This window comes from Cryobacterium sp. TMT2-17-1 (assembly GCF_004402765.1).
GTDB lineage: Bacteria > Actinomycetota > Actinomycetes > Actinomycetales > Microbacteriaceae > Cryobacterium > Cryobacterium sandaracinum.
This window is the reverse complement of record NZ_SOGC01000049.1, coordinates 120,091-144,154: the sequence shown is the minus strand read 5'-3', so window position 1 is coordinate 144,154 and position 24,064 is coordinate 120,091. Positions and strand designations below refer to the sequence as shown.

25 protein-coding genes are annotated in these 24,064 nt (G+C 69.0%); 10 read left to right on the top strand and 15 right to left on the bottom strand.

Translation table 11 applies throughout. The annotated features are described in order from the left end of the window. Positions 1-11: 11 nt before the first annotated feature. From E3O47_RS14935 to E3O47_RS14925, 3 genes are all read left to right on the top strand, one after another. Positions 12-1,541 (top strand): carboxylesterase/lipase family protein, encoded by a 1,530-nt coding sequence (locus E3O47_RS14935; RefSeq protein WP_241986221.1) that lies wholly within the window; start codon positions 12-14, stop codon positions 1,539-1,541. Between the two features lie 226 nt (positions 1,542-1,767). Then, entirely contained in the window at positions 1,768-3,186 is a 1,419-nt protein-coding gene (locus tag E3O47_RS14930; protein ID WP_241986224.1) for an NCS2 family permease, read from the top strand. 118 nt (positions 3,187-3,304) lie between these two features. Then, the gene (locus E3O47_RS14925) at positions 3,305-3,610 is read left to right on the top strand and encodes a hypothetical protein (RefSeq protein WP_233191409.1); all 306 of its coding nucleotides are present in this window, start codon (positions 3,305-3,307) and stop codon (positions 3,608-3,610) included. A 28-nt stretch (positions 3,611-3,638) separates the two neighbouring features. Here the strand turns inward: E3O47_RS14925 and E3O47_RS14920 are convergent, their stop codons facing one another. From E3O47_RS14920 to E3O47_RS14900, 5 genes are all read right to left on the bottom strand, one after another. Beyond that, complete coding sequence (locus E3O47_RS14920; RefSeq protein ID WP_104101273.1) at positions 3,639-4,385, bottom strand: FCD domain-containing protein; 747 nt, start codon at positions 4,383-4,385, stop codon at positions 3,639-3,641. A gap of 67 nt (positions 4,386-4,452) precedes the next feature. Continuing rightward, positions 4,453-5,244: a 3-oxoacyl-ACP reductase gene (locus E3O47_RS14915; RefSeq protein WP_166784834.1), complete on the bottom strand. Its 792-nt coding sequence runs from the start codon at positions 5,242-5,244 to the stop codon at positions 4,453-4,455. A gap of 35 nt (positions 5,245-5,279) precedes the next feature. Further along, complete coding sequence (locus E3O47_RS14910) at positions 5,280-6,641, bottom strand: aldehyde dehydrogenase family protein (RefSeq protein ID WP_104101072.1); 1,362 nt, start codon at positions 6,639-6,641, stop codon at positions 5,280-5,282. Then, positions 6,638-7,459: a gamma-glutamyl-gamma-aminobutyrate hydrolase family protein gene (locus tag E3O47_RS14905; protein WP_198411611.1), complete on the bottom strand. Its 822-nt coding sequence runs from the start codon at positions 7,457-7,459 to the stop codon at positions 6,638-6,640. The genes E3O47_RS14910 and E3O47_RS14905 overlap by 4 nt, the downstream gene beginning before the upstream one ends. Further along, positions 7,446-8,813, bottom strand: a complete 1,368-nt coding sequence (locus E3O47_RS14900; protein WP_134342064.1) for a glutamine synthetase family protein — start codon at positions 8,811-8,813, stop codon at positions 7,446-7,448. The genes E3O47_RS14905 and E3O47_RS14900 overlap by 14 nt, the downstream gene beginning before the upstream one ends. A gap of 220 nt (positions 8,814-9,033) precedes the next feature. On the opposite strand from E3O47_RS14900, the gene E3O47_RS14895 reads away from it, so the two are divergent. Both E3O47_RS14895 and E3O47_RS14890 read left to right on the top strand, forming a co-directional pair. After that, a complete protein-coding gene (locus tag E3O47_RS14895) occupies positions 9,034-10,581 on the top strand; it encodes an amino acid permease (RefSeq protein ID WP_104101074.1) in 1,548 nt (515 codons plus the stop codon). Between the two features lie 438 nt (positions 10,582-11,019). Beyond that, entirely contained in the window at positions 11,020-11,301 is a 282-nt protein-coding gene (locus E3O47_RS14890) for an alpha/beta fold hydrolase (protein ID WP_134342063.1), read from the top strand. Positions 11,302-11,413: 112 nt separating this feature from the next. Here the strand turns inward: E3O47_RS14890 and E3O47_RS16695 are convergent, their stop codons facing one another. The 4 genes from E3O47_RS16695 to E3O47_RS14875 form a co-directional block, all read right to left on the bottom strand. Further along, positions 11,414-11,587 (bottom strand): hypothetical protein, encoded by a 174-nt coding sequence (locus E3O47_RS16695; protein ID WP_241980864.1) that lies wholly within the window; start codon positions 11,585-11,587, stop codon positions 11,414-11,416. A 107-nt stretch (positions 11,588-11,694) separates the two neighbouring features. Next, entirely contained in the window at positions 11,695-11,907 is a 213-nt protein-coding gene (locus E3O47_RS16690; protein WP_166790110.1) for a glycosyltransferase, read from the bottom strand. Between the two features lie 64 nt (positions 11,908-11,971). Further along, positions 11,972-12,847 (bottom strand): fumarylacetoacetate hydrolase family protein, encoded by an 876-nt coding sequence (locus tag E3O47_RS14880; RefSeq protein WP_233199212.1) that lies wholly within the window; start codon positions 12,845-12,847, stop codon positions 11,972-11,974. Then, entirely contained in the window at positions 12,844-14,529 is a 1,686-nt protein-coding gene (locus E3O47_RS14875) for an AlkA N-terminal domain-containing protein (protein ID WP_277870377.1), read from the bottom strand. The genes E3O47_RS14880 and E3O47_RS14875 overlap by 4 nt, the downstream gene beginning before the upstream one ends. Positions 14,530-14,664: 135 nt before the next feature. Between E3O47_RS14875 and E3O47_RS14870 the strand changes: the two genes are divergently transcribed. The 3 genes from E3O47_RS14870 to E3O47_RS14860 all read left to right on the top strand — a co-directional run bounded on the left by E3O47_RS14870 (position 14,665) and on the right by E3O47_RS14860 (position 17,845). Further along, positions 14,665-16,056 carry an FAD-linked oxidase C-terminal domain-containing protein gene (locus E3O47_RS14870; RefSeq protein WP_134421101.1) on the top strand — a complete coding sequence of 464 codons (1,392 nt, stop codon included), beginning with the start codon at positions 14,665-14,667 and terminating at the stop codon, positions 16,054-16,056. 22 nt (positions 16,057-16,078) lie between these two features. Beyond that, complete coding sequence (locus E3O47_RS14865) at positions 16,079-17,308, top strand: PrsW family intramembrane metalloprotease (protein WP_134421099.1); 1,230 nt, start codon at positions 16,079-16,081, stop codon at positions 17,306-17,308. A 165-nt stretch (positions 17,309-17,473) separates the two neighbouring features. Continuing rightward, complete coding sequence (locus tag E3O47_RS14860; protein ID WP_104101078.1) at positions 17,474-17,845, top strand: FKBP-type peptidyl-prolyl cis-trans isomerase; 372 nt, start codon at positions 17,474-17,476, stop codon at positions 17,843-17,845. Between the two features lie 51 nt (positions 17,846-17,896). Here E3O47_RS14860 and E3O47_RS14855 read toward each other — a convergent pair whose 3' ends face one another. Beyond that, positions 17,897-18,205: a DUF167 domain-containing protein gene (locus E3O47_RS14855; protein WP_241986220.1), complete on the bottom strand. Its 309-nt coding sequence runs from the start codon at positions 18,203-18,205 to the stop codon at positions 17,897-17,899. A 56-nt stretch (positions 18,206-18,261) separates the two neighbouring features. Here E3O47_RS14855 and E3O47_RS14850 point away from each other — a divergent pair, with 56 nt between their 5' ends. Further along, positions 18,262-18,681: a hypothetical protein gene (locus E3O47_RS14850; protein ID WP_104101079.1), complete on the top strand. Its 420-nt coding sequence runs from the start codon at positions 18,262-18,264 to the stop codon at positions 18,679-18,681. A 1,350-nt stretch (positions 18,682-20,031) separates the two neighbouring features. Here the strand turns inward: E3O47_RS14850 and E3O47_RS14840 are convergent. The 3 genes from E3O47_RS14840 to E3O47_RS14830 form a co-directional block, all read right to left on the bottom strand. Continuing rightward, entirely contained in the window at positions 20,032-20,880 is an 849-nt protein-coding gene (locus tag E3O47_RS14840) for an SDR family NAD(P)-dependent oxidoreductase (protein ID WP_134421095.1), read from the bottom strand. A 4-nt stretch (positions 20,881-20,884) separates the two neighbouring features. After that, positions 20,885-21,310 carry a pyridoxamine 5'-phosphate oxidase family protein gene (locus tag E3O47_RS14835; RefSeq protein ID WP_104101082.1) on the bottom strand — a complete coding sequence of 142 codons (426 nt, stop codon included), beginning with the start codon at positions 21,308-21,310 and terminating at the stop codon, positions 20,885-20,887. A gap of 112 nt (positions 21,311-21,422) precedes the next feature. Further along, a complete protein-coding gene (locus tag E3O47_RS14830; RefSeq protein WP_134421093.1) occupies positions 21,423-22,013 on the bottom strand; it encodes an LPXTG cell wall anchor domain-containing protein in 591 nt (196 codons plus the stop codon). Positions 22,014-22,052: 39 nt separating this feature from the next. On the opposite strand from E3O47_RS14830, the gene E3O47_RS14825 reads away from it, so the two are divergent. Then, positions 22,053-22,316, top strand: coding sequence for a hypothetical protein (locus tag E3O47_RS14825; protein WP_134421091.1), 264 nt, complete (start codon positions 22,053-22,055; stop codon positions 22,314-22,316). A gap of 90 nt (positions 22,317-22,406) precedes the next feature. On the opposite strand, the gene E3O47_RS14820 is transcribed toward E3O47_RS14825, so the two are convergent. Both E3O47_RS14820 and E3O47_RS14815 read right to left on the bottom strand, forming a co-directional pair. Next, positions 22,407-22,676: a protealysin inhibitor emfourin gene (locus tag E3O47_RS14820; protein ID WP_104101085.1), complete on the bottom strand. Its 270-nt coding sequence runs from the start codon at positions 22,674-22,676 to the stop codon at positions 22,407-22,409. 10 nt (positions 22,677-22,686) lie between these two features. Continuing rightward, entirely contained in the window at positions 22,687-23,868 is a 1,182-nt protein-coding gene (locus tag E3O47_RS14815) for a M4 family metallopeptidase (RefSeq protein WP_134421089.1), read from the bottom strand. Positions 23,869-24,064: the final 196 nt, after the last annotated feature.

The following is a 24,064-nucleotide window of genomic DNA, read 5'->3' as shown; positions in this document are numbered from 1 at the left end:
AGCCACTCTCGGTGAGGATTGAAACCGGCTTGCTGCACGGAATCCGGGTGCGCGGGGTGCGCCAGTGGCGCGGGATTCCCTACGCGGCCGCCCCCGTGGACGAGCTCCGATTCCGCGCTCCGCAGCCGGCCGCGCCTTGGCCGGGCGAACGGGATGCAAGCTCCTTCGGCCCGGTCGCCACGCAGAGCCACCGCGGCCAGTTCATCGGCGCGAAACCGACGATCCCGCAAAGCGAGGACTGCCTCAACCTCAACGTGATCGCTCCCGATGAACCGGTCGACCCGCGGAGGCTGCGGCCCGTCATGGTCTTCATCCACGGCGGCGCCTACAGCGTCGGGTCCTCGCGGGAGGTGCCCCGGCAGGGTGAGGGGCTCGTGCGGCGCGGCGGCATCGTCTATGTCAGCCTCAACTACCGGTTGGGGGCGCTTGGCTACATCGACTTCAGCCGTTACTCGACCGCGGAGCATGCCTTCGAGAGCAACCTCGGGCTGCGCGACCAGGTGGCTGCGCTCGGCTGGGTGCGGCGCAACATTCGCGCGTTCGGCGGCAACCCGGATGCCGTCACCCTCTTCGGCGAATCGGCCGGAGCCAACGCCGTGACCACCCTGATGACCGTCCCGGCCGCCGCCGGACTCTTCCAGCGCGCGATCGCGCAGAGCGCCCCACCGAACGCCGTCTATGCCCCCGATGTCACCGCCGAGTGGGCCACGGACTTTGTGCGGCTCCTGGCCCGGCGCACCGGGCAGGCCGACCCGACGAACTCGACCACCACGGCGACGGATGCCGCTGCCCTGCTTCTGCAGGCCGACCCGGCACATCTGGCCGAGGCCACGAGCGACCTGACCCGGCGTGCCCCGGACCGGTACCCCGGCACGATCCCGCTCTCGCCCGTGATCGACGGCGACTTCCTGCCTGAACGACCTCTCGACGCCTTCCGCGACGGCCGTGCCCACCGGATTCCGCTGATCATCGGCACCAACTCGCGGGAAGGTTCGCTGTTCAGTGGGCGCATCGACATCCTCGCCACGACGCCCGGGCGCATCCGCGCCGTGTTCGCGAACACCAAGAAGAAGGCTCGCACGCGCCTGCGGGCGCAGTACCCCGGGATACCCGCGCTGCGGCCCGCCCTCGATTTCGGTGGTGATTTTTCTTTCTGGTACCCGAGCGTGCGCGTGGGCGAACGGCACTCCCGGTATGCCCCGGTGCGCTTCTACCGCTTCGATGCCGCGCCGCGCCTGGTGCGTTTGATGGGGCTCGACGCTACGCACGGCCTCGAGCTGTTCCCGCTGTTCGACCGGCTCGACGGCTGGTTCGGCCGCGGCATGACCGCGCTCGGCGGTCGCCGCGACTTCCAGCGGATCGGTGCCCGGATGCAGGGTTGGTGGCTCAGTTTCGCGGCCTCCGGGGTGCCGGATGCGGCCTGGCCGCTCTACGACGAGGCCGAGCGCCTGACCCTGGTCATCGACGCCGTCGACCGTGTCGAGTCCGACCCGCGCGGGGACCGCCGCCGGGCCTGGGACGCCTTCGTGCCGCACATCTGAGCTCGGCGTGCCACAGCCCGGAAGCCCGGCCGGTTGCCTCCGCGGGCCGTCCTCGCCCAGCCCCGCGGAATCGGCCCGCGCTCCGGGGCCGTAAACTGAGGAACTGAGAATCAGCTGAGTCGGACACCAGGAGCACCCCATTTCTGAAACAGAGACCCACACGTCATCCACGCCTGCCCCCAAGCCGGACGCCCCGGCGGGCACGAACCCGGGGCTCAAGTCCCGCATCGATCGGTACTTCGAAATAACCCGGCGCGGCTCCACCTACGGCCGAGAAATCCGCGGCGGTCTGGTGACGTTCGTCACGATGGCCTACATCGTGATCCTCAACCCGCTCATCCTCGGCGGCTTCAGCGCCGACCAGGCCGCGGTCGACGTGGCCGGCGGATGGCTGCCCAACGGCCAGGTTGCCGCGGTCACCGCCCTCACCGCCGGCGTCATGACCATCCTGTTCGGCGCCGTCGCCCGGCTTCCCTTCGGTTTCGCCGCGGGCCTCGGCATCAACTCCTTCCTGGCCGTGAGCGTCGTCGGCCAGGTGACCTGGCCGGAGGCCATGGGCCTCGTGGTCATCAACGGGCTCATCATCGTGCTGCTCGCCTCCACCGGCCTACGCGAGCTCATTTTCAACGCCGTGCCGCGCCAGCTGAAGATCGCCATCACGGTCGGCATCGGCCTGTTCATCGCCTTCATCGGCCTGGTCGACTCCGGCTTCGTGCGCGCGAGCGGCGCCGCGTCGCCGCCCGTGCAGCTCGGCGACAACGGCTCCGTCGTGAGCCTGCCGACCGCCGTGTTCGTGCTCGGCCTGATCATTCTCGGCATCCTGGTCGCCCGCAAGGTGAAGGCGGCCCTCCTGATCGGAATCGTCGCCACCACGCTGGTCGCGGTGGTCCTCGAGGCGATTTTCAAGGTCGGGCCGTCATTCGGGCAGAACCCCGACGGTTGGAACCTGAACGCGCCGGTACTGCCGACCTCCATCGTCTCGCTGCCCGACCTGAGCCTCGTCGGACAGGTCAGCTTCGGCGCCTTCGACCGGATCGGCATTCTGGCCGCGTCGATGCTCGTTTTCACGCTCGTCTTCACGAACTTCTTCGACGCCATGGGCACCATGACCGGCCTGGCCAGCGAGGCCGATGTGGCCGACGAGAAGGGCAACTTCCCGCGCCTGAAATCCGCCCTGATCGTCGAGGGCGTCGGCGCCGTCGTCGGCGGCGCCACCTCTGCCTCGTCGAACACGGTGTTCATCGAGTCCGGTGCCGGCATCGGTGAGGGTGCTCGCACGGGACTGGCCAACATCGTCACGGGACTGCTGTTCCTCGCGGCCATGTTCTTCACCCCGCTCACCCAGATCGTGCCGCTGGAGGTGGCCGCGGCCGCCCTCGTGATCGTCGGCGCGATGATGGTGTCCCAGATCCGGTTCATCGACTTCACGGAGTTCTCCATCGTGCTACCGGTATTCCTCACGATCATCGTGATGCCGCTGACCTACTCGATCGCCAACGGAATCGGGGCCGGCTTCATCACCTGGGTGCTGGTGCGTTCGTTCTCGGGGAAGGCGCGCGAGATCAGCCCGTTGCTCTGGGTGGTCGCGGCCGGCTTCCTGGTCTTCTTCGTGCGCGGCCCGATCGAGGTTCTGTTCGGCGCGTGACCGTGTGGCCGCCCCCGGCCCGATTCGGGGGCTAACCCCATGGGTGCCAGAACGGATGCTCCGTAGTGTCGTTGGGAGAGCGGCATCCGTCGCTCCCCATCGAAACGGAGAACCGCCCATGTCAACCATCGCTCCCGACCAGGCCCCGGTCTACACTGCCGAGCCCGTACCCCCGCGGAGCAGCACTCTGGCCGTGTCGAGCCTCGTGCTCGGCCTCGTGTCGATCGTCGCCGGCTGGACCTTCCTCGTGCCCATTGCCGGCCTGGTCGTCGGCATCCTCGCCCTCGGACGGGAACCGCAGGCGCGCACCCTGGCGATCTGGGGCATCGTGCTCAACGCGGTGCTGCTGGCCGGCTCGCTGCTGCTCGTGCTGCTGGCGCTGGCCCTCGGCCTGCTGGCGCTGCCGTTCGCGTTCTTGATCTGACCTCGATCTGGCCCGGCGCGGCCTCGCGCTACTCCAGGAAGCCGCGCAGGAGCAGGGCGGTGCCGGCCAGATGCTCGGCCATCGCCTGTGCGGCGGCGTCGGGCCGACCGGTCAGGATCGCGGTCACGATCTGCTCGTGCTGCCGGTCCGAGTGTGCGATGTTCGGTCCGAGTGACGGGATGTTGTCGAGCAGTTCGTTGATCCGCATCCGCACTTCGGCCAGCAGCGGCACGAGCGACGGTGAGCCGGCCAGCTCGCCGATGGTGAGGTGCAGCCTGGAGTCCAGTCGGCGGTAGTCCTCGCCGGTGGCGCCGATCGAGTCGGCCAGGCTGTTCCACAGCACTTCCCGTTCGCCGGGCGACAGGGTGCGCGCGGCGGCATGCCGGGCGGCGCCCTCCTCCAAGATTTCCCGGAGCGCGAGCGCGTCCTCGATCTCGGCCACGGAGATGTCCCGGCGCGCCGGCAGTCCACGCTCGTGGCCTCGGCCGGGCGTTTGCTGGGGCAACGAATCGTTGACGAAGGTGCCGCCGTAGCGGCCGCGTCGGGAGACCAGATAGCCGGCCTCGGCCAGGGATGCGATCGCATCCCGCAGCGTGTCCCGACTCACGGCGAGCATGGCGGAGAGTTCGCGTTCGGCCGGCAGTCGTTCGCCGGGCGCGACGAGTCCCAGCCGCACGGTCTGCAGCAGCCGCTGCACGGTCTCCTCGAAGGCGTTGCCACTGTGCACGGGGCGCAGCAGCAGTCCACTGTCGAGCCCGGGCTGTTCGTCGTCGATCACTGTTCTGGTCCTGGCTCCTGGTCGAACTTCCAGTCCATCACGGTTTCCGCACCCTCCCGCACCGCTACATCGGCGTCACGTAGGCCGAGCTGATGCCGCCGTCGACCAGGAACGTGGAGCCCGTGATGAACGAGGAGTCATCGCTGGCCAGGAACGCGACCGCGGCCGCGAGCTCCTCGGGTTCCGCGAACCGGCCGACTGGGATGTGCACCAGCCGCCGGGCCGCGCGCTCCGGGTCCTTCGCGAATAGCTCTTGCAGTAGCGGGGTGTTCACCGGGCCGGGGCAAAGGGCGTTGACCCGGATGCCCTGGCGCGCGAACTGCACGCCCAGCTCGCGGCTGAGCGCGAGCACGCCGCCCTTCGAGGCGGTGTAGGAGATCTGACTGGTCGCGGAGCCGAGCACGGCCACGAACGAGGCCGTGTTGATGATCGACCCGCGGCCCTGCTTCACCATGTAGCGCAGGGCGGACCGGCAGCACAGGTACACCGACTTCAGGTTGACGTCCTGCACCCGTTGCCAGGCCGGTAGCTCGGTCGTCTCGATCGAGTCGTCGTCGGGCGGGGAGATCCCGGCATTGTTGAACGCGATGTCGACGGAGCCGTAGGTGAGATAGGCGGTGTCGAAGAGGTTGTTGACCTCGCCCTCGTCGGTGACATCCACCTTGACGAAGAGGCAGTCGAGCTGGTCGGCCGCCGCGAGCCCCGCCGCCTCGTCGAGGTCGCCGATCACAACCGTTGCTCCTTCCGCGGCGAACCGTTTCGCCGTGGCCAGGCCGATGCCGCTGGCACCGCCTGTGATCACGGCGACCCGGCCCGCGAGCCGCTGGGTGAGGTCGATGGGGGTGAGGGTGCTCATGCTGGCTCCTTGGGGTTCGTCTGAGGGTGTGGCGTCTAGTCGACGGCGATGAAGACGTTCTTGGTCTCGGTGAACGACAACGGGGCGTCCGGGCCCAGTTCCCGGCCGAGGCCCGACTGCTTGAAGCCGCCGAATGGAGTCGTGTAGCGCACGGAGGAGTGCGAGTTGACGGACAGATTGCCGGATTCCACGGCCCGCGCCACTCGGATCGCCCGGCCCACGTCGCGGGTCCAGATCGATCCGGAGAGGCCGTAGTCGGTGTCATTGGCGAGGTTCACGGCGTCGTCTTCACCGTCGAACGGCAGCACGGTGACGACGGGTCCGAAGATCTCGTCGGTGACGCAACGGTCCGTGCGGGAGTCCGGGGTGAGCACGGTCGGCGGGAACCAGAAACCCGGTCCGGTCGGGGCGCTGCCCCGGAAGGCCACGGGGGAGCCCTCCGGCACATAGGCCGAGACCGCGGCGTGGTGCGCGGCCGAGACGAGCGGGCCCATCTCGGTGCTCTCGTCGGCGGGATCACCCACCCGCACACCGGCGACGGCCGGCTCGAGCAGCTCGAGAAATCGGTCGTAGACGCTCCGCTCCACCAGGATGCGGCTACGGGCGCAGCAGTCCTGGCCGGCGTTCTCGAACACCCCGGAGGGTGCGGTGGCGGCGGCCTTCTCCAGGTTGGAGTCGGCGAACACGATGTTGGCGCTCTTGCCGCCGAGTTCCAGGGTGACCCGTTTGACCTGGGCGGCGCAGCCGGCCATGATCCGCTTGCCGACATCCGTCGACCCGGTGAAGACGACCTTCCGCACTTGGGGGTGCGTCACGAACCGTTCGCCGACCACCGATCCGCGGCCCGGCAGCACCTGGAACAGCCCCTCGGGCAGGCCGGCCTCCCGGGCGAGTACGCCCAGATGGATGCTGGAGAGCGGCGTCCACTCCGCCGGCTTCAGCAACACCGCGTTGCCAGCCGCGAGGGCGGGAGCGAAACCCCAGGCCGCGATCGTCATCGGGAAGTTCCACGGGGTGATGATGCCGACCACACCCAGCGGTTCCTGGAAGGTCACGTCGAGACCGCCGGACACCGGGATCTGCCGCCCGAAGAGTCGCTCGGGGGCGGCCGAGTAGTAAGTCAGCACGTCGCGCACATGGCCGGCCTCCCAGCGCGCCTGCATGATCGGATGCCCCGAGTTGGCCATCTCGATGCGGGCCAGGTTCTCCCGGTCCCCGTCCACGGCCTCCGCGAAGCGGCGCAGAACGGCAGCCTTGTCGGCTGGCGCCACCCGGGACCAGAGCCGCTGCGCGGCCACCGCCCGGGAGACGGCCTCATCGGTCGCATCCGTGTCGAGGTGTTCGACCACGGATACTGGGGTCTCGTCGGCCGGGTTGATCACGGTGTAGCTGCTCACAGGGTGTCCCTTTCCTGATCGTGGTCGTGGTCGTGGTCGTGGTCGTGGTCACGGGCCGCCCGGTAGCGGGCGGCCGCGTCGACGAGGCCCGCGAAGAGACGTAGGTCGTCGTGCTGTTCCGGATGCCACTGCACGGCCAGCCCGAACGGGACATCGGTGAGTTCCACGGCCTGCACGACCCCGTCGTGAGTGCGTGCGGACACGGTGAGGCCGGCGCCGATCCGGTCGATGGACTGGTGGTGGTAGACGGGAACGGGAAGCGGCACGTCCAGGGCGTCGAGCAGCCCGTGCAGCCGCGACTCGGGTTCCACGTGCACGTCCACGATGTTGAAGACGCCGCCGCCGGCCTGGTAGCCGCCGTGGCCCACGACGTCGGGCAGGTGCTGGTGCAGGGTGCCGCCCTGTGCGATGTTGAGCATCTGGGCGCCGCGGCAGATGCCGAGCAGCGGCAGCTCCCGGTCGATGGCCCGGTGGATCAGCTCATGCTCCCAGGCGTCACGGTCCCGCCGCGGCTCGTCGGTTTTCGTGTGGGCGGCCTGACCGTAACGCGCCGGATCGACGTCCTTGCCGCCGGTGATGACCAGGCCGTCGAGGCCGTCGAGCACCCGGTCGGCAATGGCCGCGTCCACGGGCTGCGGCGGCAGCAGCACGGCGATGCCGCCCGCGCGGATGACCGAGTCGAAATAGGCCTGGGGCAGGAAGGCGGCCGGCACGTCCCAGACACCGGTCTGGGACTGCTCGAGATAGGTGGTCAGGCCGATCACGGGGCGCGGGTCGGCACCGGGGCGCGGTGCGGTGCCGGGGTCAGAGGCGCTCAAAGCCGCGCACCCGCTCCCAGTCGGTCACCGCCGCGTCATAGGCTTCCAGCTCGATCCGCGCGTTGTTGAGGTAGTGATCGACGACCTCGTCGCCGAATGCCTCCCGGGCGATCGTGGATGTCGCGAACAGCGCTGTGGCCTCCCGCAGCGAGGCCGGCACCCGCTCGGCGCCGCTCTCGTAGGCGTTGCCGACGAAGGCATCGTCGAGTTCGAGTTCGTTCTCGATGCCGTAGAGGCCGGCCGCGATCAGCGCGGCCACGGCCAGGTACTGGTTCACGTCGCCGCCGGGCACTCGGTTCTCCACCCGCAGGCCGAGGCCGGCCCCCACCACGCGCAGGGCGCACGTGCGGTTATCGAGCCCCCAGGCGATCGCAGTCGGCGCGAAGCTGCCGCTGACATAGCGCTTGTAGGAGTTGATGTTCGGTGCCGAGAACAGGGTCAGCTCGCGCATCACCGCGAGCTGGCCGGCGAGGAAGTGACGGAACAGCGTCGACATGCCGTGATCGGCATCCTTGTCGGCGAAGACCGCGGATCCGTCGGTGCCGCGCAGGCTGATGTGGATGTGGCAGCTGTTGCCCTCCCGCTCGTTGAACTTGGCCATGAAGGTCAGGCTCTTGCCGTGGGCATCCGCGATCTCCTTGGCGCCGTTCTTGTAGATGGAGTGGTTGTCGCAGGTGGCCAGGGCGTCGGTGTAGCGGAACGCGATCTCCTGCTGGCCCAGGTTGCACTCACCCTTGACGCCCTCGCAGTACATACCGGCGCCGTCCATGGCGTTACGGATGTCCCGCAGTAACGGTTCCATCCGGGTGGATGCGAGCAGCGCATAGTCGATGTTGTAATCGCTGGCGGGTGTCAGGTCGCGGTAGCCCTTCTTCCATGCCTCCCGGTAGCCGTCGTCGAAGACGATGAACTCCAGCTCGGTGCCGACATAGGGCACCAGCCCGCGGTCGGCCAGCCGGGCCAGCTGGGTTTTCAGGATCTGGCGGGGTGACGCCACGACGGGTGACTTGTCGAGCCACCGCAGGTCCGCGGTGACGAGGGCGGCCCCGGGTAGCCAGGGCGCGCGTCGCAGTGTGGCGAGGTCGGGGATCATGGCCATGTCGCCGTAGCCGCGTCGCCAGCTCGACATCTCATAGCCGTCCACCGTGTTCATCTCCACGTCGACGGCCAGCAGATAGTTGCAGCACTCCGCGCCGTGGCCGGCCACGTCCTCCAGGAAGAGCCGCGCGGAAACCCGCTTGCCCACCAGCCGCCCCTGCATATCGGTGAATGCGACGACGACGGTGTCGATGTCGCCGCCGCGAACCAGGGAGGTGAGGTCCTCAAGCGAGAGATTTCCGGAGCGGGGTGTCATCAACTTCTCCTCATCGAGCCGGTCAAAGGGTGAACATTCGACCATTAGACCACAGATCGAGCGCTGTGTGACGGCCAATTTTTGTTTCGCTCGACTCAGGAATCGGGCATGTAAAGGTATGTACAAGCCACCATTGGAGCCCTATAGTCATGCCAACGTAAACTCCCGGAGTTGCCGCTCGATCGCTGAGTTGCGCAACCAGAACGCAAAGGAATCCAGGATGTCCAAAGACACCTTGAACGTCTCGGGCGTGACCTACACGACGGCAGAGGCAGGGTACTTCGAGAAACGCAAGCTCCGCCGCAGCGCCGGGATCTGGGGGCTGTGGGGACTCGCCGTCGCCGCGGTCATCTCCGGTGATTTCTCGGGCTGGAACTTCGGCATCGATTTCGCTGGATTCGGCGGAATGCTGATCGCCTTCGCCCTCTTGATCGTCATGTACTACGGCATGATCTTCGCGATCGGGGAGATGGCGTCGGCCATGCCGCACACGGGCGGCGCCTATTCCTTCGCCCGGGCGGCGCTCGGGCCCTGGGGCGGTTTCGTCACCGGCCTGGCCGAGACCATCGAGTATGTCGCGACCACCGCGGTGATCGTGTACTTCTCGGCGTCCTACGCAGACGGCATCACGAGTGAGCTGCTCGGAGTCTCACTGCCCGCCTGGGCGTGGTGGGCCATCCTCTACGCCGTATTCATCGGCCTGAACTCGGCCGGCGCCGCGATCTCGTTCAAATTCGCGATCGTGGTCTCGATCATCTCCATCGGCATCCTGCTGGTGTTCTCGGCAATGGCGGCCTTCTCCGGGCTCTTCAGTGTGGACAACCTCTTCGATATCGCCCCGGAGGCCGGCCAGTCCGAGTTCCTGCCCTTCGGCGTGGTGCCGATCCTGTTCGCCCTGCCCTACGCCATGTGGTTCTTCCTCGGAATTGAGGAGCTGCCGCTGGCCGCGGAGGAATCCCACGACCCGGTGCGGGACATCCCGCGAGCCGGTCTGATCGCCCGCACGACCCTGATCGTGACCGGGCTCCTGGTGCTGGTGCTCAACACCGGGATAGTCGGGGCCTCGAACATCGCCACCGCCGGGGAGCCACTGCTCGACGGCTTTCGGGCGATGGTCGGCGACGAGGCGGCCGCTGTGCTGGCCCTGTTCGCCCTGGTCGGACTGCTGGCCTCCCTGCAGGGCATCATGTTCGCGTACGGGCGCAACATGTACTCCCTGTCGCGGGCCGGCTATTACCCGAAATTCCTCTCCCTGACCGGCCGCCGCCAGACTCCGGCGGTGGCGCTGCTCGTGGGGGCCCTGATCGGCTTCGTGGCCCTGATCCTCGTCGACTCGCTCGGCGGCGCCGGCGGCGTGGCCGGGGCGATCGTGCTCAACATCGCCGTTTGGGGAGCCGTGATCGCCTACATCCTGCAGATGATCTCGTTCGTCGTGTTGCGCCGAAAGTACCCGAATGCGAACCGGCCCTACCGCAGCCCGTGGGGCGTACCCGGGGCGGTGATCGCGGGCATCCTCTCGCTCGCGATCTTCTTCGGGTTCTTCATCAACGAGCCGGCCCGCCCGGCCATCGCGGCCATCGCCGTGGTCTACGTGGTCATGCTGCTGATCTTCGCGCTCTACGGGCGCAAGCGCCTCGTGCTCTCCCCGGAGGAAGAATACGCGGTGTCCGGCGGCCTGCACGGCGACCCGCAGAAGGAAGGCTACGGCGGCGCCGTGGAGGAGCAACTGCTCGCGCTCGACGGTCGGGACGACCAGCGCGCGCCGTAGCCGAACGAGTTTCGATCGATTGGTTGGGTCGCCCTCCGCGGGTCAGAGCTGACGCACCCGCGTGGACGCTGTTCAGCACAGGCGGAGCGACCTGCCGGTGTTGAACCAATTCGACGGAGATTCTCGAGGAAAACGGCCATTTCGACGTGGTGAGGTCCGTTTTGGGCAGAATCTCCGTCGAATTCGTTCGGGCTGCGGGGCGGGAGCGCTACCGTGACGCCATGTGCGTCTGGGAGCGGCGTTCCCGCGGCCGACCGGGTTCCGCGCCGGCCGCTCGGCCGGCAGGGAACCCGGCCGATGTGATGGTGCTGCGCGACCACACCCTCCCCGACCGGGACTGGACGGTGCTGCCCGCAGGCAGCCGCGCCTTCTGGTTCCCGGCGCCGAGCGGGAACCTCGCCGCCTTCGAGCTGGGCGACCCCGGCCGCTCCGAGAATCGTGCTGCTGCCCGGCGCGACCGGCTCCAAGGAAGACTTCGTGCTGTTGGCCCCGCTGCTGGCCGACGCCGGCTACTTCGTGCAGAGCCACGACCTGGCCGGGCACTACCAGGCGTGCGCGGCCGGGCCCGGCGGCACCGAGCCCTGGGACTACGCCCCGTTCGTGGCCGACCTGATCGTGTTCCCCGACGCAGGGCCCACCCCGGTGCACGTGCTCGGCTACTCGATCGCCGGGATCGTCGCGGAGCTGGCCCTCGCCGCGCTTTACCGGGCGGCTGGCTGATCAGGCGGGCCGATTCGGCAGGCTGATCCGGCTGGTAGCAGGCTGTACCGGAGGTTGGCCGGCCGGCTGAACCGGAGGCCGGCGGGCTGATCCGATGCCCCCGCGAAACAGCTCAGTGCCCGATCGTGGGACGCCCGGCCCGGTGGCGCCGCACCGCGCACCGGGCGGCATGCCGGTGCCCCAGCCAGAACGGCATCCAGAAGAAATATCCGCCGATGTAGAAGGTCCCGCCCAACCAGGCCACGAGGGTGCCGCAGCCGTAGAAATCGCCGGGGCCGGTGACCATGTCGCTCCCGGGGACTCCGCCAGCGCGGACTCGATCCGCGCCAGCCAGTCGGCTGGCGGCACGGAGTCGGCGTCGAGACGGGCGATCACGTCACCGGATGCCGCATCCTAGCCGGCTGCCGCCGCCGGCCAGATGCCCCGCTGGGTCGCCCGCACGACCCGCGCACCCCCGAAGAGAGCGATCTCTGCCGAAGCATCCGTGCTCGCGTTGTCGACAACGATCACCTCGTCGGGCACCCGCTGCTGCCGCGCCAAAGCCGCGAGGCAGGTTCGGAGAAGGGCGGCGTCGTTGTAGCAGGGGATCACGACCGAGATCGTCATCGTCGCTGCCTCCTTTCCCGCCCGCAGCGAGCTGTCGCATTGATCCTCCATCTGGCGGTCACGGTCAGATCGCGCGGCAATGCGTGGTGAGGAACCCGATCTTGTCGATGGTGATCGTGACCGTCGAGCCGTCGCGCAGGAACACCGGAGGTTTGCGGCTGTAGCCGGCGCCGCCCGGGCTGCCGGTGGAGATGAGCGTGCCCGGCAGCAGGGTCGAGGTTTTAGAGAGGTAGGAGATGATCTCGGCGACCGAGCGCACCATGTCGCCGCTCGAGGCGTCCTGCAGGATGCGGCCGTCGACGTGGGTGGTCAGCCACAGGTCCTGCGGGTCGGCGATCTGGTCTGCCGTGATGACGACCGGCCCGGTGGGCGTGAAACCGTCGAAGGACTTGCAGCGCGACCACTGCGCCTCGGAGAATTGCAGGTCGCGCGCCGTGATGTCGTTGACGACCGTGTAGCCGAAGACATGGTCGAGAGCGTCCGCCACCGACACGTGGTGTGCGGCCGTGCCGATGATCACGCCGAGCTCGGCCTCGTAGTCGACCTGGCTGGTCAGATCGGTCGGCCAGGTGATCGTGGACTCGTGCCCGGTGAGCGAGTTGGGCCAGAGCGAGAACACGGTCGCGGCCGTTTCGACGCGTAGTTCCAGCTCGGAGGAGTGGGCGGCGTAGTTGGCGCCGATCGCGATGATCTGAGGCGGACGCAGCACGGCCGACGAGTAGCGCAGCTCGCCCAGCGGGGTGAGCGTTGCTCCCTGCGCGGCGGCGTTCTGGCTCAGGGCGCGCACCCGGTTGTACTCGTCAGAGTCCTTCTCGATCAGGTCCTGCAGATCGCGGGGGGCGTCGTCCATGATCTCGTCGAGGAACAGCGCTGCGTCGTCGAAGACGGCGGCGAGCCGCGGAGTGGATTGACCTTCAACTCTCAGGTGGGCGAATTTCACCTGTTCAGGCTATCTGGCCCGGGAGGGGTCGCGGTGCGCGGGGTAGCCGCGGCGCCTGCCGCGCGCCACAAGTGCATGCCGGCGTAGCTGCGCCACGGCGCCCAGGCGGCACCGTGGCGGGCGAGTTGCCGGGCCTCCGCGGGCAGGCCGAGCCGCCCGGCGCCCTGCAACAGGGCCAGGTCGCTGGTCAGCAGGATGTCCGGGCTGCCCAGCACGCGCAGGGCCACGTATCCGGCCGTCCACGGTCCGATCCCGGCCAGGGCGGTCAGACGGGACTCAAGATCCTCCCGGGTCTGCCCGTAGGAGAGCACCAGATCGCCGGAGCAGAGCGCCTCCGCCACGCCGATGATCGCGTCGATGCGCGCGGCCGGGCCGCGCAGCACGCCGCGGCCCTCGGTTGCGATCCGCTGGGCGGTGGGAAACAGCCGGGTCAGGGGAGCGGCGGTGGAGTCGTGGATGAAGAGGCTTTGGCTGGTGCCGGTGGTGCCGGTGGTGGCGCTGGTGCCGCTGGTGCCAGTGGTGGCGCTGCTGTCGCTGTCCCCTGCACCCGGGTACACGTCGTCGCCGAGCGCAGCGGCCAGCCGGGTGAGTGCCGTTCGGGCGGAGGCCACCGAGACCTGCTGGCCGATGAGCGCGCGGAACAGGGTCTCCTCGGGGTCCACGCTGCCCGGCACGCGCATGCCGGGGGTGGCCGCGATTCCGGCCGCGAGTTGCGGGTCCCTCCCGAGCGCCAGGTCGATCGCCCGGGAGTCCGCGTCCAGGTCGAGCAGGCGCCGCACCCGGCTGACGAGCGGCGCGAGGTCGGCGAGGCTGGCCAGTCGGGCGCGGCAGGCGACGGCTGGCGCGGCCGCCGTTCCCGACAGGGTCAGTTCCACCGTCGCGGGTCCGTGTGGCAGGCGCAGCGTGCGCGCGTAACGGGCATCCGTCGCCTGTTCCACCCCCGCGAGGCCTCGCGCGGCAAGGAACCGCAGCACCCCCACCCCGTCGAACGGCGCGCGCGCCGGCAGCAGCAGGTCGATGCCCGTCCCGTCACCGACCCCGAAGCCGGCCTCACCGACCCCGCCGACGCCGAGGGGCTGGGCGCGGGGCTGGGCGCGGGCGGGACGGGCGCGGCGCAGCTCGGTGGGGGTGCGCTCGTAGACGACGGCGATGGTGTCGTTGAACTGGCGCACGCTGCCGAAACCGGCGGCGAATGCGACCTCGGTGATCGGGACATCCGTGCTCGCCAGCAGCACGCGGGCGGTCTGCGCGCGGTGCGCCCGGGCGAGCGCGAGCGGGCCGGCGCCCAGCTCGGTCACGAGCACGCGGGTCAGGTGCCGTTCGCTGTAGCCGAGGCGGCGGGCGAGGCCGGGCACGCCCTCCCGCTCAACCGTGCCGTCGCTGATCAGGCGCATGGCGCGGGCGGCGAGGTCGTCACGGATGTCCCAGTCCGGCGACCCGGGGACGGCATCAGGAAGGCAGCGTTTGCACGCCCGCAGGCCGGCCTCGTGCGCGGCCGCGCTGGTGAGATAGAACGACACATTGGCCGGCTTCGGTGTGGCCGCCGGGCAGCTGGGGCGGCAGTAGATTCCGGTGGAGTGCACGCCCGTGATGAACTGACCGTCGAAGCGGGAGTCTCGGGAGGACATGGCCCGGTAGCGCTCGAAGAAGACCGGATCGAGCCCGGCAGGAGGGATGGTCACCCGGCCAGCCTGCCACCGCGAGCCCGGGCGCACCAGCGGGAATCGGCCATCGCCGGTGCCGGCCGCAGCGGCCGCGGGCCATGCCGGCCTGTGTCCGGGCCTGCCCTCCGGCACCCGGCCCGGTACTCTGGGCGCATGACCGCATTGGAGCGTCTGCAGGCCGAACTCGGCACCCACGTCAGCGTCGATCCGCGCCGGCTCGCGGCCGTTCGGGGCGACAAATCGGGCTGGGTTGCCCCGGGGATGCCGCTGGCGGTCGTCTACGCCGCATCCGTCGACCAGGTGCAGGCCACGCTGCGCATCGCGACCGAGTTTCGCGTGCCGGTGATCACCCGCGGAGCCGGAACGGGCCTGGCCGGGGGAGCGTGCGGCACGGACGGCGCCATCGTGCTGAGCGTCGAGCGGATGAACCGTATCCTCGAGATCCGCCCGGAGGATGAACTGGCCGTGGTCGAGCCGGGCGTGCTCAACGGCGACCTCAACACGGCCCTCTCCGCGCACGGGCTGTGGTTCGCGCCGGACCCGGCAAGCCGGGCGATCTCCTCGGTCGGCGGCAACATCGCCACCAACGCGGGTGGGCTGCTCTGCGCGAAGTACGGCGTCACCCGGGAGGCGGTGCTGGCGTTGACGGTGGTGCTCGCCGACGGGAGCCTGCTGGAGACCGGGCACCGCACCGTCAAGGGCGTCACCGGCTACGATTTGACCGCCCTGCTCACCGGCTCGGAGGGCACCCTCGGCGTGATCGTCGAGGCCACCGTGCGGGCGCGCGCCATCACCCTGGGTGAGACCGTCACGATCGGCGCGACGTTCCCCGACGTGGCCCAGGCGGCCGCGGCATCCGGTCTCGTCACGGCGGCCCGGCTGCGCCCGGCCGTGATGGAACTCATCGACCCGGTGGCCGTGGCCCTGATCGCGGCGTACCTCGGGCCGAACCTGTTCGAGGGAGTTCCGACTAGGGGAGCGTTCCTGCTGGTGCAGACGGATGGGCCGGCGAGCCAGGCGGAGGCGGACCAGGCGGTGGCCGTGCTGCGGGCCGCGGGAGGGGAGGTGCGCGTCTCCACCGACGCCGAATCCGCCGATCGACTGCTGGCCGTGCGGCGGGCCGCGCATCCGGCGCTGGCCGCTTACGGCGAGGTCCTGATCGAGGATGTCTGCGTGCCCCGCTCCCGGCTGGCCGAGATGTTCGCGCGGATCGCTGAGATCAGCGCCCGCACGGGCCTGCCCATCCCCACGGTGGCCCACGCCGGAGACGGCAATCTGCACCCCAATTTCCTGATCCCGTTCGATCCGGCCCGGGGCGGCGCGGAGCCGGTCGTGCCGGAGGCGGTCTGGCTGGCGGCCGACGAGCTCTTCCGTGCCGCGCTCGAACTCGGCGGCACGCTCACCGGCGAGCACGGGGTCGGCGTGCTCAAGCGGCGCTGGCTGGCCGAGGAGCTTGGCGACACGGGCTTCGCCCTGCAGCGCCGGATCAAGGCGGCGTTCGACCCGTTGGGCATCCTCAACCCGGGCACCATGTTCGAGGCGTGAGCGCGCGGCTAGTCTGTTGGGCATGTCCCACGAGCCGACCCCGGAGCACTCCGCCGCCGCCCCACACTCTCATCCGGCCGGAACCCAGCCCGCGGCCCAGCCTGCCTCGGTGCAGCCCGCGGCCCAGCCGGTGCAGCCCGTCTGGACCGCCCCCGTTCGTCGCACCCGGGCGGGCATCGTCACGCTCACGGTCACCGGCCTCGTCATCGGGGGCGCCGCGCTGCTGCTGGTGTTCGTCTACCTGGCCACCTTCCTCGGTGCCGGCACGCTGCTGGTCGGCCTCATCCTGGCACTCATCCCACTGATCGGGATTTTGCTCGCCGTGGGCTGGATCGATCGGTGGGAGCCCGAACCCCGCCCGGCCCTCTGGTTCGCGTTTCTCTGGGGCGCCGGCGTCTCCATCGTGACCGCGCTGCTCTTCGACCTGGGCGTGCAGCTGGCCCGGGCCGGCGCCGGGGCCACCGAAACGGATGACGGTTTCGCCGCCGCCGTCCTCCAGGCGCCCCTCGCCGAGGAGGCCGCCAAGGGCGCCGGGGTGCTGCTGCTCTTCTGGGTGCTGCGTCGGAGATTCGACGGCCCGGTCGATGGCGTGGTCTATGCCGCGACGGTCGCGGCCGGATTCGCCTTCACCGAGAACATCCAATACTTCGGTGTGGCGATGATGGAGGGTGGCTCCGAGAACCTGGGCTTCACGTTCCTGGTGCGGGGGGTGTTGTCGCCCTTCGCCCATGTCATGTTCACTGCCTGCATCGGCATTGCGTGCGGGCTGGCGGTCCGGTTCCGGCCGTTCCCGGCCTTCGCCACGATTCTGCTCGGATTTGTCTCGGCGATCTTCCTGCACTCCGTCTGGAACGGGGCGTTCTACCTGGTCGAGAGTGGCTCGCTGGTGGCGTACTACCTCGCCGTGCAGGTGCCTCTGTTCCTCGGCGCGATCATGGTTGTCGTGTTGCTGCGGCGCCAGGAAGAACGCGTCACCGTGCTCCGGCTGAGCGAGTATGCCGCGGCCGGCTGGTTCAGCCCGGCCGAGGTGGGTATGCTCGCCACCCGCGATGGCCGTCGGCAGGCTCGATCCTGGGCCGCGCGGCAGCCCCAAACCCGGAAGCGGGCCATGCACCACTTCATCCACAACTCCACCCGCCTGGCTTTCGCCCGACAGCGCATGGTGAACGGTACGGCCGCGAACGTCGACCGGGCCGACGAATCGGAGCTGCTGGGGCTGATCCAGCGCGACCGTGCCGGCGTGATCAACTGACTCTGATGCCCTGACGAACAAGGACTCGCCGCCCCGGTGGTGTGGCAGTGCCGACAACTCTCCCGGAGCGGCGAGTTCTGTTCCCATGGTGCGCCCGACGGCCGCGTTCGCGCAAGGGGGAATTTTTGGTGTGCGGGCGAGCGCGCAATCCGATTGGATAGAGGAATGACTGATCAAAACACCAAGCCCGAACTCGACGCTCCGGAGGGCCCCGCGCCTACCGAACTGACCATCACCGACATCGTGGTCGGCGAGGGAGCCGAAGCAACCCCCGGCGCCACCGTCAACGTGCACTACCTCGGCGTCGCCTATGACACCGGAGATGAATTCGACTCCTCCTGGAGCCGCGGGCAGTCGATCAACTTCCCGCTTGCTCAGCTCATCGCGGGCTGGCAGCAGGGCATCCCCGGCATGAAGGTCGGCGGACGCCGCAAGCTGGTCGTCCCTCCGCACCTGGCCTACGGACCGGCCGGCGGAGGACACCAGCTCTCCGGCCAGACCCTGATCTTCGTGATCGACCTGCTCGGAACCCGCTAGAAACCCGCAGTGCCGGAAGCACGTGCGAGTCGCTACGCGAGTCGCGCATTGCTACGAGTCGTGTTCGATTCGCACGTGCTTGATCCGGGAGGCGTGGCCGCGCACGATGGTCACCGCGCTCTTGGACACGCCGAAGTGCTTGGCCAGCAGCTTCACCAGCGCATCGTTGGCGGCACCCTCAACGGCCCGCTGCTGCAAGAACACGGTGAGCGCAGCATCCGTCGGAGCATGGGACGCGTCGTCGCCCGGCTCCCGGCCCGGCTCTCGGCCCGGCTCTCGGCCCGGCTCTCCCCCGGAGACCAGCGGTCCCTTCCGACTACCGGGCTTCACATGCACCGTCAGGTTCACCGTTCGCGTCACGCCGGTCCTCCGGGAATATAGTTTTCTTCACAACGCTAGTGGGCGGAGTCGTCTTCATGATCTCAATCGATAGTGCGCGGGCCCTGGCCGAAGCCGGTCTGCAGTGGCGTCCCGTCTCCGGTGACGCCTTCCGCATCGAGCGCTCCGGCTTCGAAAGCGACGTGTTCACGGTCAGTGACATGACGATCGAGCCGCACGAGTTCGACACGGGAACGATCCTCGGCTTCAACGGCACCACCGAGTGGGCCCTTGATTCACTGGCCCTCGAGGATGCCCTGTGGATGCCGCGTGAGGACCAGCTGCGCGACCTGTTGCGGAGCACCTTCCGTTCGCTCACCCGTCAGGGCGAGGACAGCTACCGGGTGACGGTGGCGCTGAACGGGGCGCCGGAATTCTTCGACGCCGCCGACCCCGCGGATGCCTACGGCAACGCGCTCCTGCGTCTGATCAGCCTGTCCGCCGACTCCCTCGCCTGACACCCACCCTCTCGCCGGCTCCGCCGGTGGTCGAGCCTGTCGAGACCCGGTGCGTCGACCTCCAGAGGTTCGCCCGGGGCATCCGTGGCGGTCGAAGTCGCCAGCCTCGGAGATTTTCGCGACACGACGGGCACCCCAGGCCATCACAACCGGCGTTTCCCGAAAATCTCCGAGTTCACGAGACACGGATGCGTGCTGCGCGCCCATTGACGGATGCCCGCTGCGGGCCCGGCAACGGCTGCTTCTACTCCTCCACAATAAGGGTTTGATCAAGTTATCCACGGGGCGCTGACGGGTGCCGATCTGGAGCATGGAATGTCAGTGGTCAGCCGTAACGTGTGTCTCATGAAGCCCTCCTACAGTGAGCGGCGAGAACGCCTGGGTCGTCACTTCGACGCCATCCGGGAGACCCAGGCGGACGCCGCCCGGGTTGACGCCCGCCTGGCCGAACAGGTCGATCAGGCCCGCCGGTTCGCCGAAGCCCTGGCCCGAAACGCGGCCCGGGCAGCCGAGGACAAGGCCAGGGAGGGACCCCCGGCAGTGGCCGGGGTCGCGACCGGGATGCCCCGCACCCGGTGGCACGCTGCACAGGTCGCCGAACGCGAGTTCGTGACCGAACTGTCCTGCACCCTGCGGCTGCCGGTGCGCTCGACCGAAACCCTGATCGCCGAGAGCCGCACCCTGATAAATGAACTGCCCGGCACCCGGGCCGCCCTGCAGGACGGGTCGATCACCTACCGGCATGCGCAGGCGATCATGAACCAGGCCTGGTCGCTCCACGCCGAGGCCCTGGCCGGGTTCGAGGAGACCCTGCTGAAGTCGGCCCCGCACCTGACGGTGGCCAACCTGAAGAACGAGGCCCGGATCATGCGGGAACGGCTGCACCCGGGGTCGATCACGGCCCGGCACCAGAAGTCGGTGGCGGACCGGACGGTGATCTTCGAGCCCGAGGCCGACGGGATGGCATCCCGCTCCTGGTACGACTCGGCGGAGAAAGTGAAGGCCGGCTACGACCGCCTCACCGTGATGGGGATGAGCCTGCAGGGCCCGAACGACACCCATACGCTGACCCAGCTTCGGGCGGACGTGTTCGAAGACCTCATCCTCGACGGGGTGACCGCATCGGGGGTCGGCCAGGGCATCCGCGGCTCGGTGCACGTCACCGTCCCGGTGATGACACTCCTCGGCCACCCCGAGCAACCCAGCCACTTCGAAGGGTCCGGGCCGATCGACCCCGATACCGCACGCGAGATTGCGGCCGGGACGCCCGGCTTCATCCGAATCCTGACCCATCCGGAGACCGGGGTGGTGCTCTCGATCGGGCGCACGTTCATCAGTCGGGGACCGACGTCAGACCAGCCAGGTCGCCGTCATCCGCTGCACGACTCCGCCGTCGAGGTCGGCGAGCTTGGCCGCCACGAACTGGCGCGCCGCCTCCGATGTCTGCACCCGAAACGGTGGGCGGTCGCCGTCGAGCAGGGCGGCGACGATCTCGCCGGCGCTCCGGGCCGACTGGGCCGAGCCGAAGGATGACGCCGCGCGGGCCAGGTACGCCTCCAGTGCCGCGGCGTACGGGTCGTTGGCCAAGCCGGATTGGTTGAGGTCCCGGCCGACGTTGGCGACGAACGAGGATGTCACGGCGCCGGGTTCGACTACCGTCACCGACACACCGGCCGTGGCGGCCACCGGGGCCAGGCTCTCCATGAATCCCTCCACCGCGAACTTCGCCGCACAATACGCCTCGTTGAAGGGCTGGCCGATGGCTCCACCCACGCTCGAGACGGTGATCAGCCGGCCCGTGCTGCCCCGGAGAAGGGGGAGCGCGGCCCGTGTGAGGGCAACCACCCCGAAGAAGTTCACCTCCATCACGGCGCGAACGTCATCGACCGTTGAGTTCTCGATGGTGCCGAGCCTCCCCGACCCGGCGTTGTTGATGAGCGCGTCGAGCCGGCCGTGCCGGTCGGTGGTCCCGGCCACGGCATCCGTGGCCGCGTGCGGTTCGGTCACGTCCAGGCGACGGATGTCGAGACTCACCTCCGCGTCGGTGGCCGCGTCCCGCAGAGCGCGGGCGCCTTCGAGGTTGCGCATGGTGGCTACCACCGTGTGGCCGGCGCGAGCCGCGGCGATGGCGGCGTGGAGTCCGATACCGGAGGAGGTCCCCGTGATCAGAACGACGCTGGAGTCCGGTGCGTGAGTCACGCTTCTAGTACCGGTCGGGTTCCGGGCCGAGCTGGAACCGGCGGCCTGTGATCCTGGTCGGCGTTATCTCGACGTAGATGTACTTCAGGGTCGGGATGAGCGGGCGCAGCGGCAATTGATCCGCGGCCTCGATCTCGGCCTGCTTGTCGAGAACTCGGGCCTCGCCTCGCGCCACGACGCTCCACGCCTCGCTGCGACCGATGCCGTCGATCTCGAAGGCGACCCGGTTGTTCACCGTGAGCTCGAGGAGCTTCGTACCCTCGGCCGTGCGGAAAACGAGCCGCCGGTCTGCGGAGACGAAGTTCACCGGGTAAATGTCCGGCTCACCGGAAATGCTCATCGCGAGTCTTCCGAAACTGGACGAGATCAGAAGATCCCAGCAGTCGTCCTCGCTGAGGTTCTGAACCGGATACAGGTCGTTGGTTTCCATGACTCATAGTCCCACGCGGTCCGGCCCGGCGCGAGCAGGTGCCGGCAACGAAAAACGCGCCCACCGTTCCCCGAGGGGCGGTAGGCGCGTTTCGGTCTGACAGCGAGTCGGATCAGTCCCGACGGAGGCGTACGACGGTGCGTCGAAGCGCGAGGAGCGCGCCGAGTCCCAGCAGCAGGGCGCCTGCAGCCGCGGAGATCAGCAGGGAGGCCGAGTCGACGCCGGTCGCGGCCAGCTCGGGAGCGACTGTGATCGTGTCGGCGGCGGCCGGGAGGGCCGTTTCGGTCGGTGTCGGTGTCTGCGTCGGCGTGACCTCGGCTGCATGCACGATCGTGTTGAGCTCGGTCGCGCACTCCACGGTCGAGCCACCGCCGTTGCTGGAGTAGTTGCACTGGTTGACAGTGATGGGCACGTCGATCGTCACCATCGCCGAGGGATTCACCCGGCAGAGCACATCGGCGCCGCCGCCGTTCCCGGCGTTGTTGCACTGGGTGACGGTCGCGTAAGTGGTGTTCTCAAGGGGCACGCAGTCGAGTTCCGTGCTGGCTCCGGAGCCGACGCACTGGTTGACCGTGGCCGGGGATTCCGTGGTCGCTCCGGTGATGTGGTTGTTCACGGTCACCGTGCAGATGGTGTTACCGCCGCCGACGTTGATCGAGCCGTTGCACTGGGTGATCGTGTGGATCAGCTTCGAAGAGTTCACGACCGTCGCTGCGGGGGGCTGCACCTCGGTGTTCGCCGCGTGGATGCTGACGACGGTGCTGGTGGTCGAACTGGTCGCACCGGTGGCCAGATTGAGATAATTGTCGACCGTGACGCTGCATTCGACGGCGCCGGTGCCGCCGCCGACTCCGGCGACATCGTTGCACTGTTCGACGGTGCCGTCGACCGGAGCAGCCGAAGCGGAAACCGCCGGCGAAGCTGTCAGGACGAAGGCCGCGAGGAAAAGGCCGAGGGCCAGAACAAGCGAACGGTTCAGTGCAGAAGCACTGAAGAAAGAACGTGAAGTTTTAACAGCCAGCAGATTTGCGATGGAGGCCCCCTTAGTTGGTCTACTCTAACAGGGGATTCTCAGGCCAGGACAACGGAGAACGGGTCAGTGCCCTTCATTCACGCCTCTGACCCGGTCAATAAGATCTTTCCACGGCCCAGAGACCTGCTGCTCGCTGAGCACGACCTCGTGGGGTGCGCAACGGATGCGGTAGACGTAGCGGTCCGGCTGCGGAGCCGTCGCGGATACCTCGTCCCAGGGCAGCCCACGAAGAAGTTCCGCCCAGGCGGACCGGTCGGGTTGTTCCTCCACCTGGACCTCCCAGGTGGTTCGGATGCCGGCGAAGCCACCGCTGCGCGAAACGACGACCTTCATGGGGCCGATATTACTCCGGCCGTGGGGCAGGAACGACGGTGGCGCGACCGACGCCGGTCCCTGGGCCAGTGCCGGACCGGGGCCGGGATCCGGTGCCGAGCCCGCCGCCGAGGCCGACGGCGGTCCAGCCGGCGATCACGGCCTCGTGTTCTCGGGAACCGGCGCCGTGGCGCGTGACCGCCGCCCGCGAGGTCGCCCGCGCGAACCCGGCGAAGTCCACGGTGCGGCCCAGCGTGCCGGAGGTGAGGGTGTCGAACCAGATCTGGCCGGCCGTCTCCCAGGCGTTTCCGCCGAGAGCTGTGGCCACGAGGTAGAACGCCCGGTTCGGAATGCCCGAGTTCAAGTGCACCCCGCCATTGTCGTCTTCGGTTTCGATGTAGCCGGTCATGTCCGCGGGCTGGGGGTCCTTGCCGAGAGCATCGTCGTTGTAGGCGGTGCCGGGAGCCTTCAGCGAGCGCAGCGCGACCCCCTGCACCTGGTCGGTGAAGAGACCTTCGCCGATCAACCAGCCGGCCTTGGCGGCTGACTGGCCCAGGGAGCGCTGCTCCACCAGCGAGCCGAACACGTCCGACAGGGACTCGTTTATCGCACCTGATTGCCCCTCATAGGCGAGGTTGGCCGTGAATTGGGTCACCCCGTGCGTGAGCTCATGCCCGATCACCGTCAGCGACGCGGTGAAACGGTTGAAGACCAGGCCGTCGCCATCGCCGAACACCATGCGCTCGCCGTCCCAGAACGCATTGTCGTAGTTGCGGCCGTAGTGCACGGTCGCCTCCAGCGACACACCGCGGTCATCGATCGAGTCGCGCTCGAACACGTTCCAGAACAGGGAATGCGTGTCTCCGAGCCCCGCCCAGGCCTCATTGACCGCGAGATCGGCCCCGGTGGGCTGGCCCTCGCGGCGGACCAGCCGGCCCGGCAGTCGTTCCAGGCCGCCGGCATCCGACACGGCCCGGTCCACGTGCCCGCGCACCCGGGCGGCCGCTCCGCCGCGCACACCGGAGTGGACCGACGACGACGGCGTCGGATGCGCCGCCGCGCGCAGTTCCCGGATCGGCACGTCCCGCATCAGAGACCGTCTGGCTGCCTCGGCCGCGGCCGCGAGCCGGGGATCGTCGACCCGCGCCAGCCGCACCAGCAGATACGGCGGCACGATAGTGCACCGGGAGAAGCCGTGCGATGAGCCTGTCATGGGTCGAGTGTGGCACTCGGCGGTGACGCGCACCACAGAAATTCCTGATTAGCCCGTGTGCCGCGACCCTGAGACCCGAGCGAAGGCCCGCGGCGGCATCCGGAACGTGGGCCGGGTGCCGCCACGGGGGTCTGGTGTCATCAGCGGCCGACCCGCTGCCTGAGAAATCAGGAACGCCGGTCGAGAATCATTAATA

What these genes read in the sequence shown, in the direction of transcription:
- E3O47_RS14925 (WP_233191409.1), top strand. Translation starts at nt 3,305, where the DNA reads ATGTCAACCATCGCTCCCGACCAGGCCCCGGTCTACACTGCCGAGCCC.
- E3O47_RS14915 (WP_166784834.1), bottom strand. Translation starts at nt 5,244, where the DNA reads ATGAGCACCCTCACCCCCATCGACCTCACCCAGCGGCTCGCGGGCCGG.
- E3O47_RS14900 (WP_134342064.1), bottom strand. Translation starts at nt 8,813, where the DNA reads ATGACACCCCGCTCCGGAAATCTCTCGCTTGAGGACCTCACCTCCCTG.
- E3O47_RS14895 (WP_104101074.1), top strand. Translation starts at nt 9,034, where the DNA reads ATGTCCAAAGACACCTTGAACGTCTCGGGCGTGACCTACACGACGGCA.
- E3O47_RS16695 (WP_241980864.1), bottom strand. Translation starts at nt 11,587, where the DNA reads ATGGTCACCGGCCCCGGCGATTTCTACGGCTGCGGCACCCTCGTGGCC.
- E3O47_RS16690 (WP_166790110.1), bottom strand. Translation starts at nt 11,907, where the DNA reads ATGACGATCTCGGTCGTGATCCCCTGCTACAACGACGCCGCCCTTCTC.
- E3O47_RS14870 (WP_134421101.1), top strand. Translation starts at nt 14,665, where the DNA reads ATGACCGCATTGGAGCGTCTGCAGGCCGAACTCGGCACCCACGTCAGC.
- E3O47_RS14865 (WP_134421099.1), top strand. Translation starts at nt 16,079, where the DNA reads ATGTCCCACGAGCCGACCCCGGAGCACTCCGCCGCCGCCCCACACTCT.
- E3O47_RS14860 (WP_104101078.1), top strand. Translation starts at nt 17,474, where the DNA reads ATGACTGATCAAAACACCAAGCCCGAACTCGACGCTCCGGAGGGCCCC.
- E3O47_RS14850 (WP_104101079.1), top strand. Translation starts at nt 18,262, where the DNA reads ATGATCTCAATCGATAGTGCGCGGGCCCTGGCCGAAGCCGGTCTGCAG.
- E3O47_RS14835 (WP_104101082.1), bottom strand. Translation starts at nt 21,310, where the DNA reads ATGGAAACCAACGACCTGTATCCGGTTCAGAACCTCAGCGAGGACGAC.
- E3O47_RS14820 (WP_104101085.1), bottom strand. Translation starts at nt 22,676, where the DNA reads ATGAAGGTCGTCGTTTCGCGCAGCGGTGGCTTCGCCGGCATCCGAACC.
- E3O47_RS14815 (WP_134421089.1), bottom strand. Translation starts at nt 23,868, where the DNA reads ATGACAGGCTCATCGCACGGCTTCTCCCGGTGCACTATCGTGCCGCCG.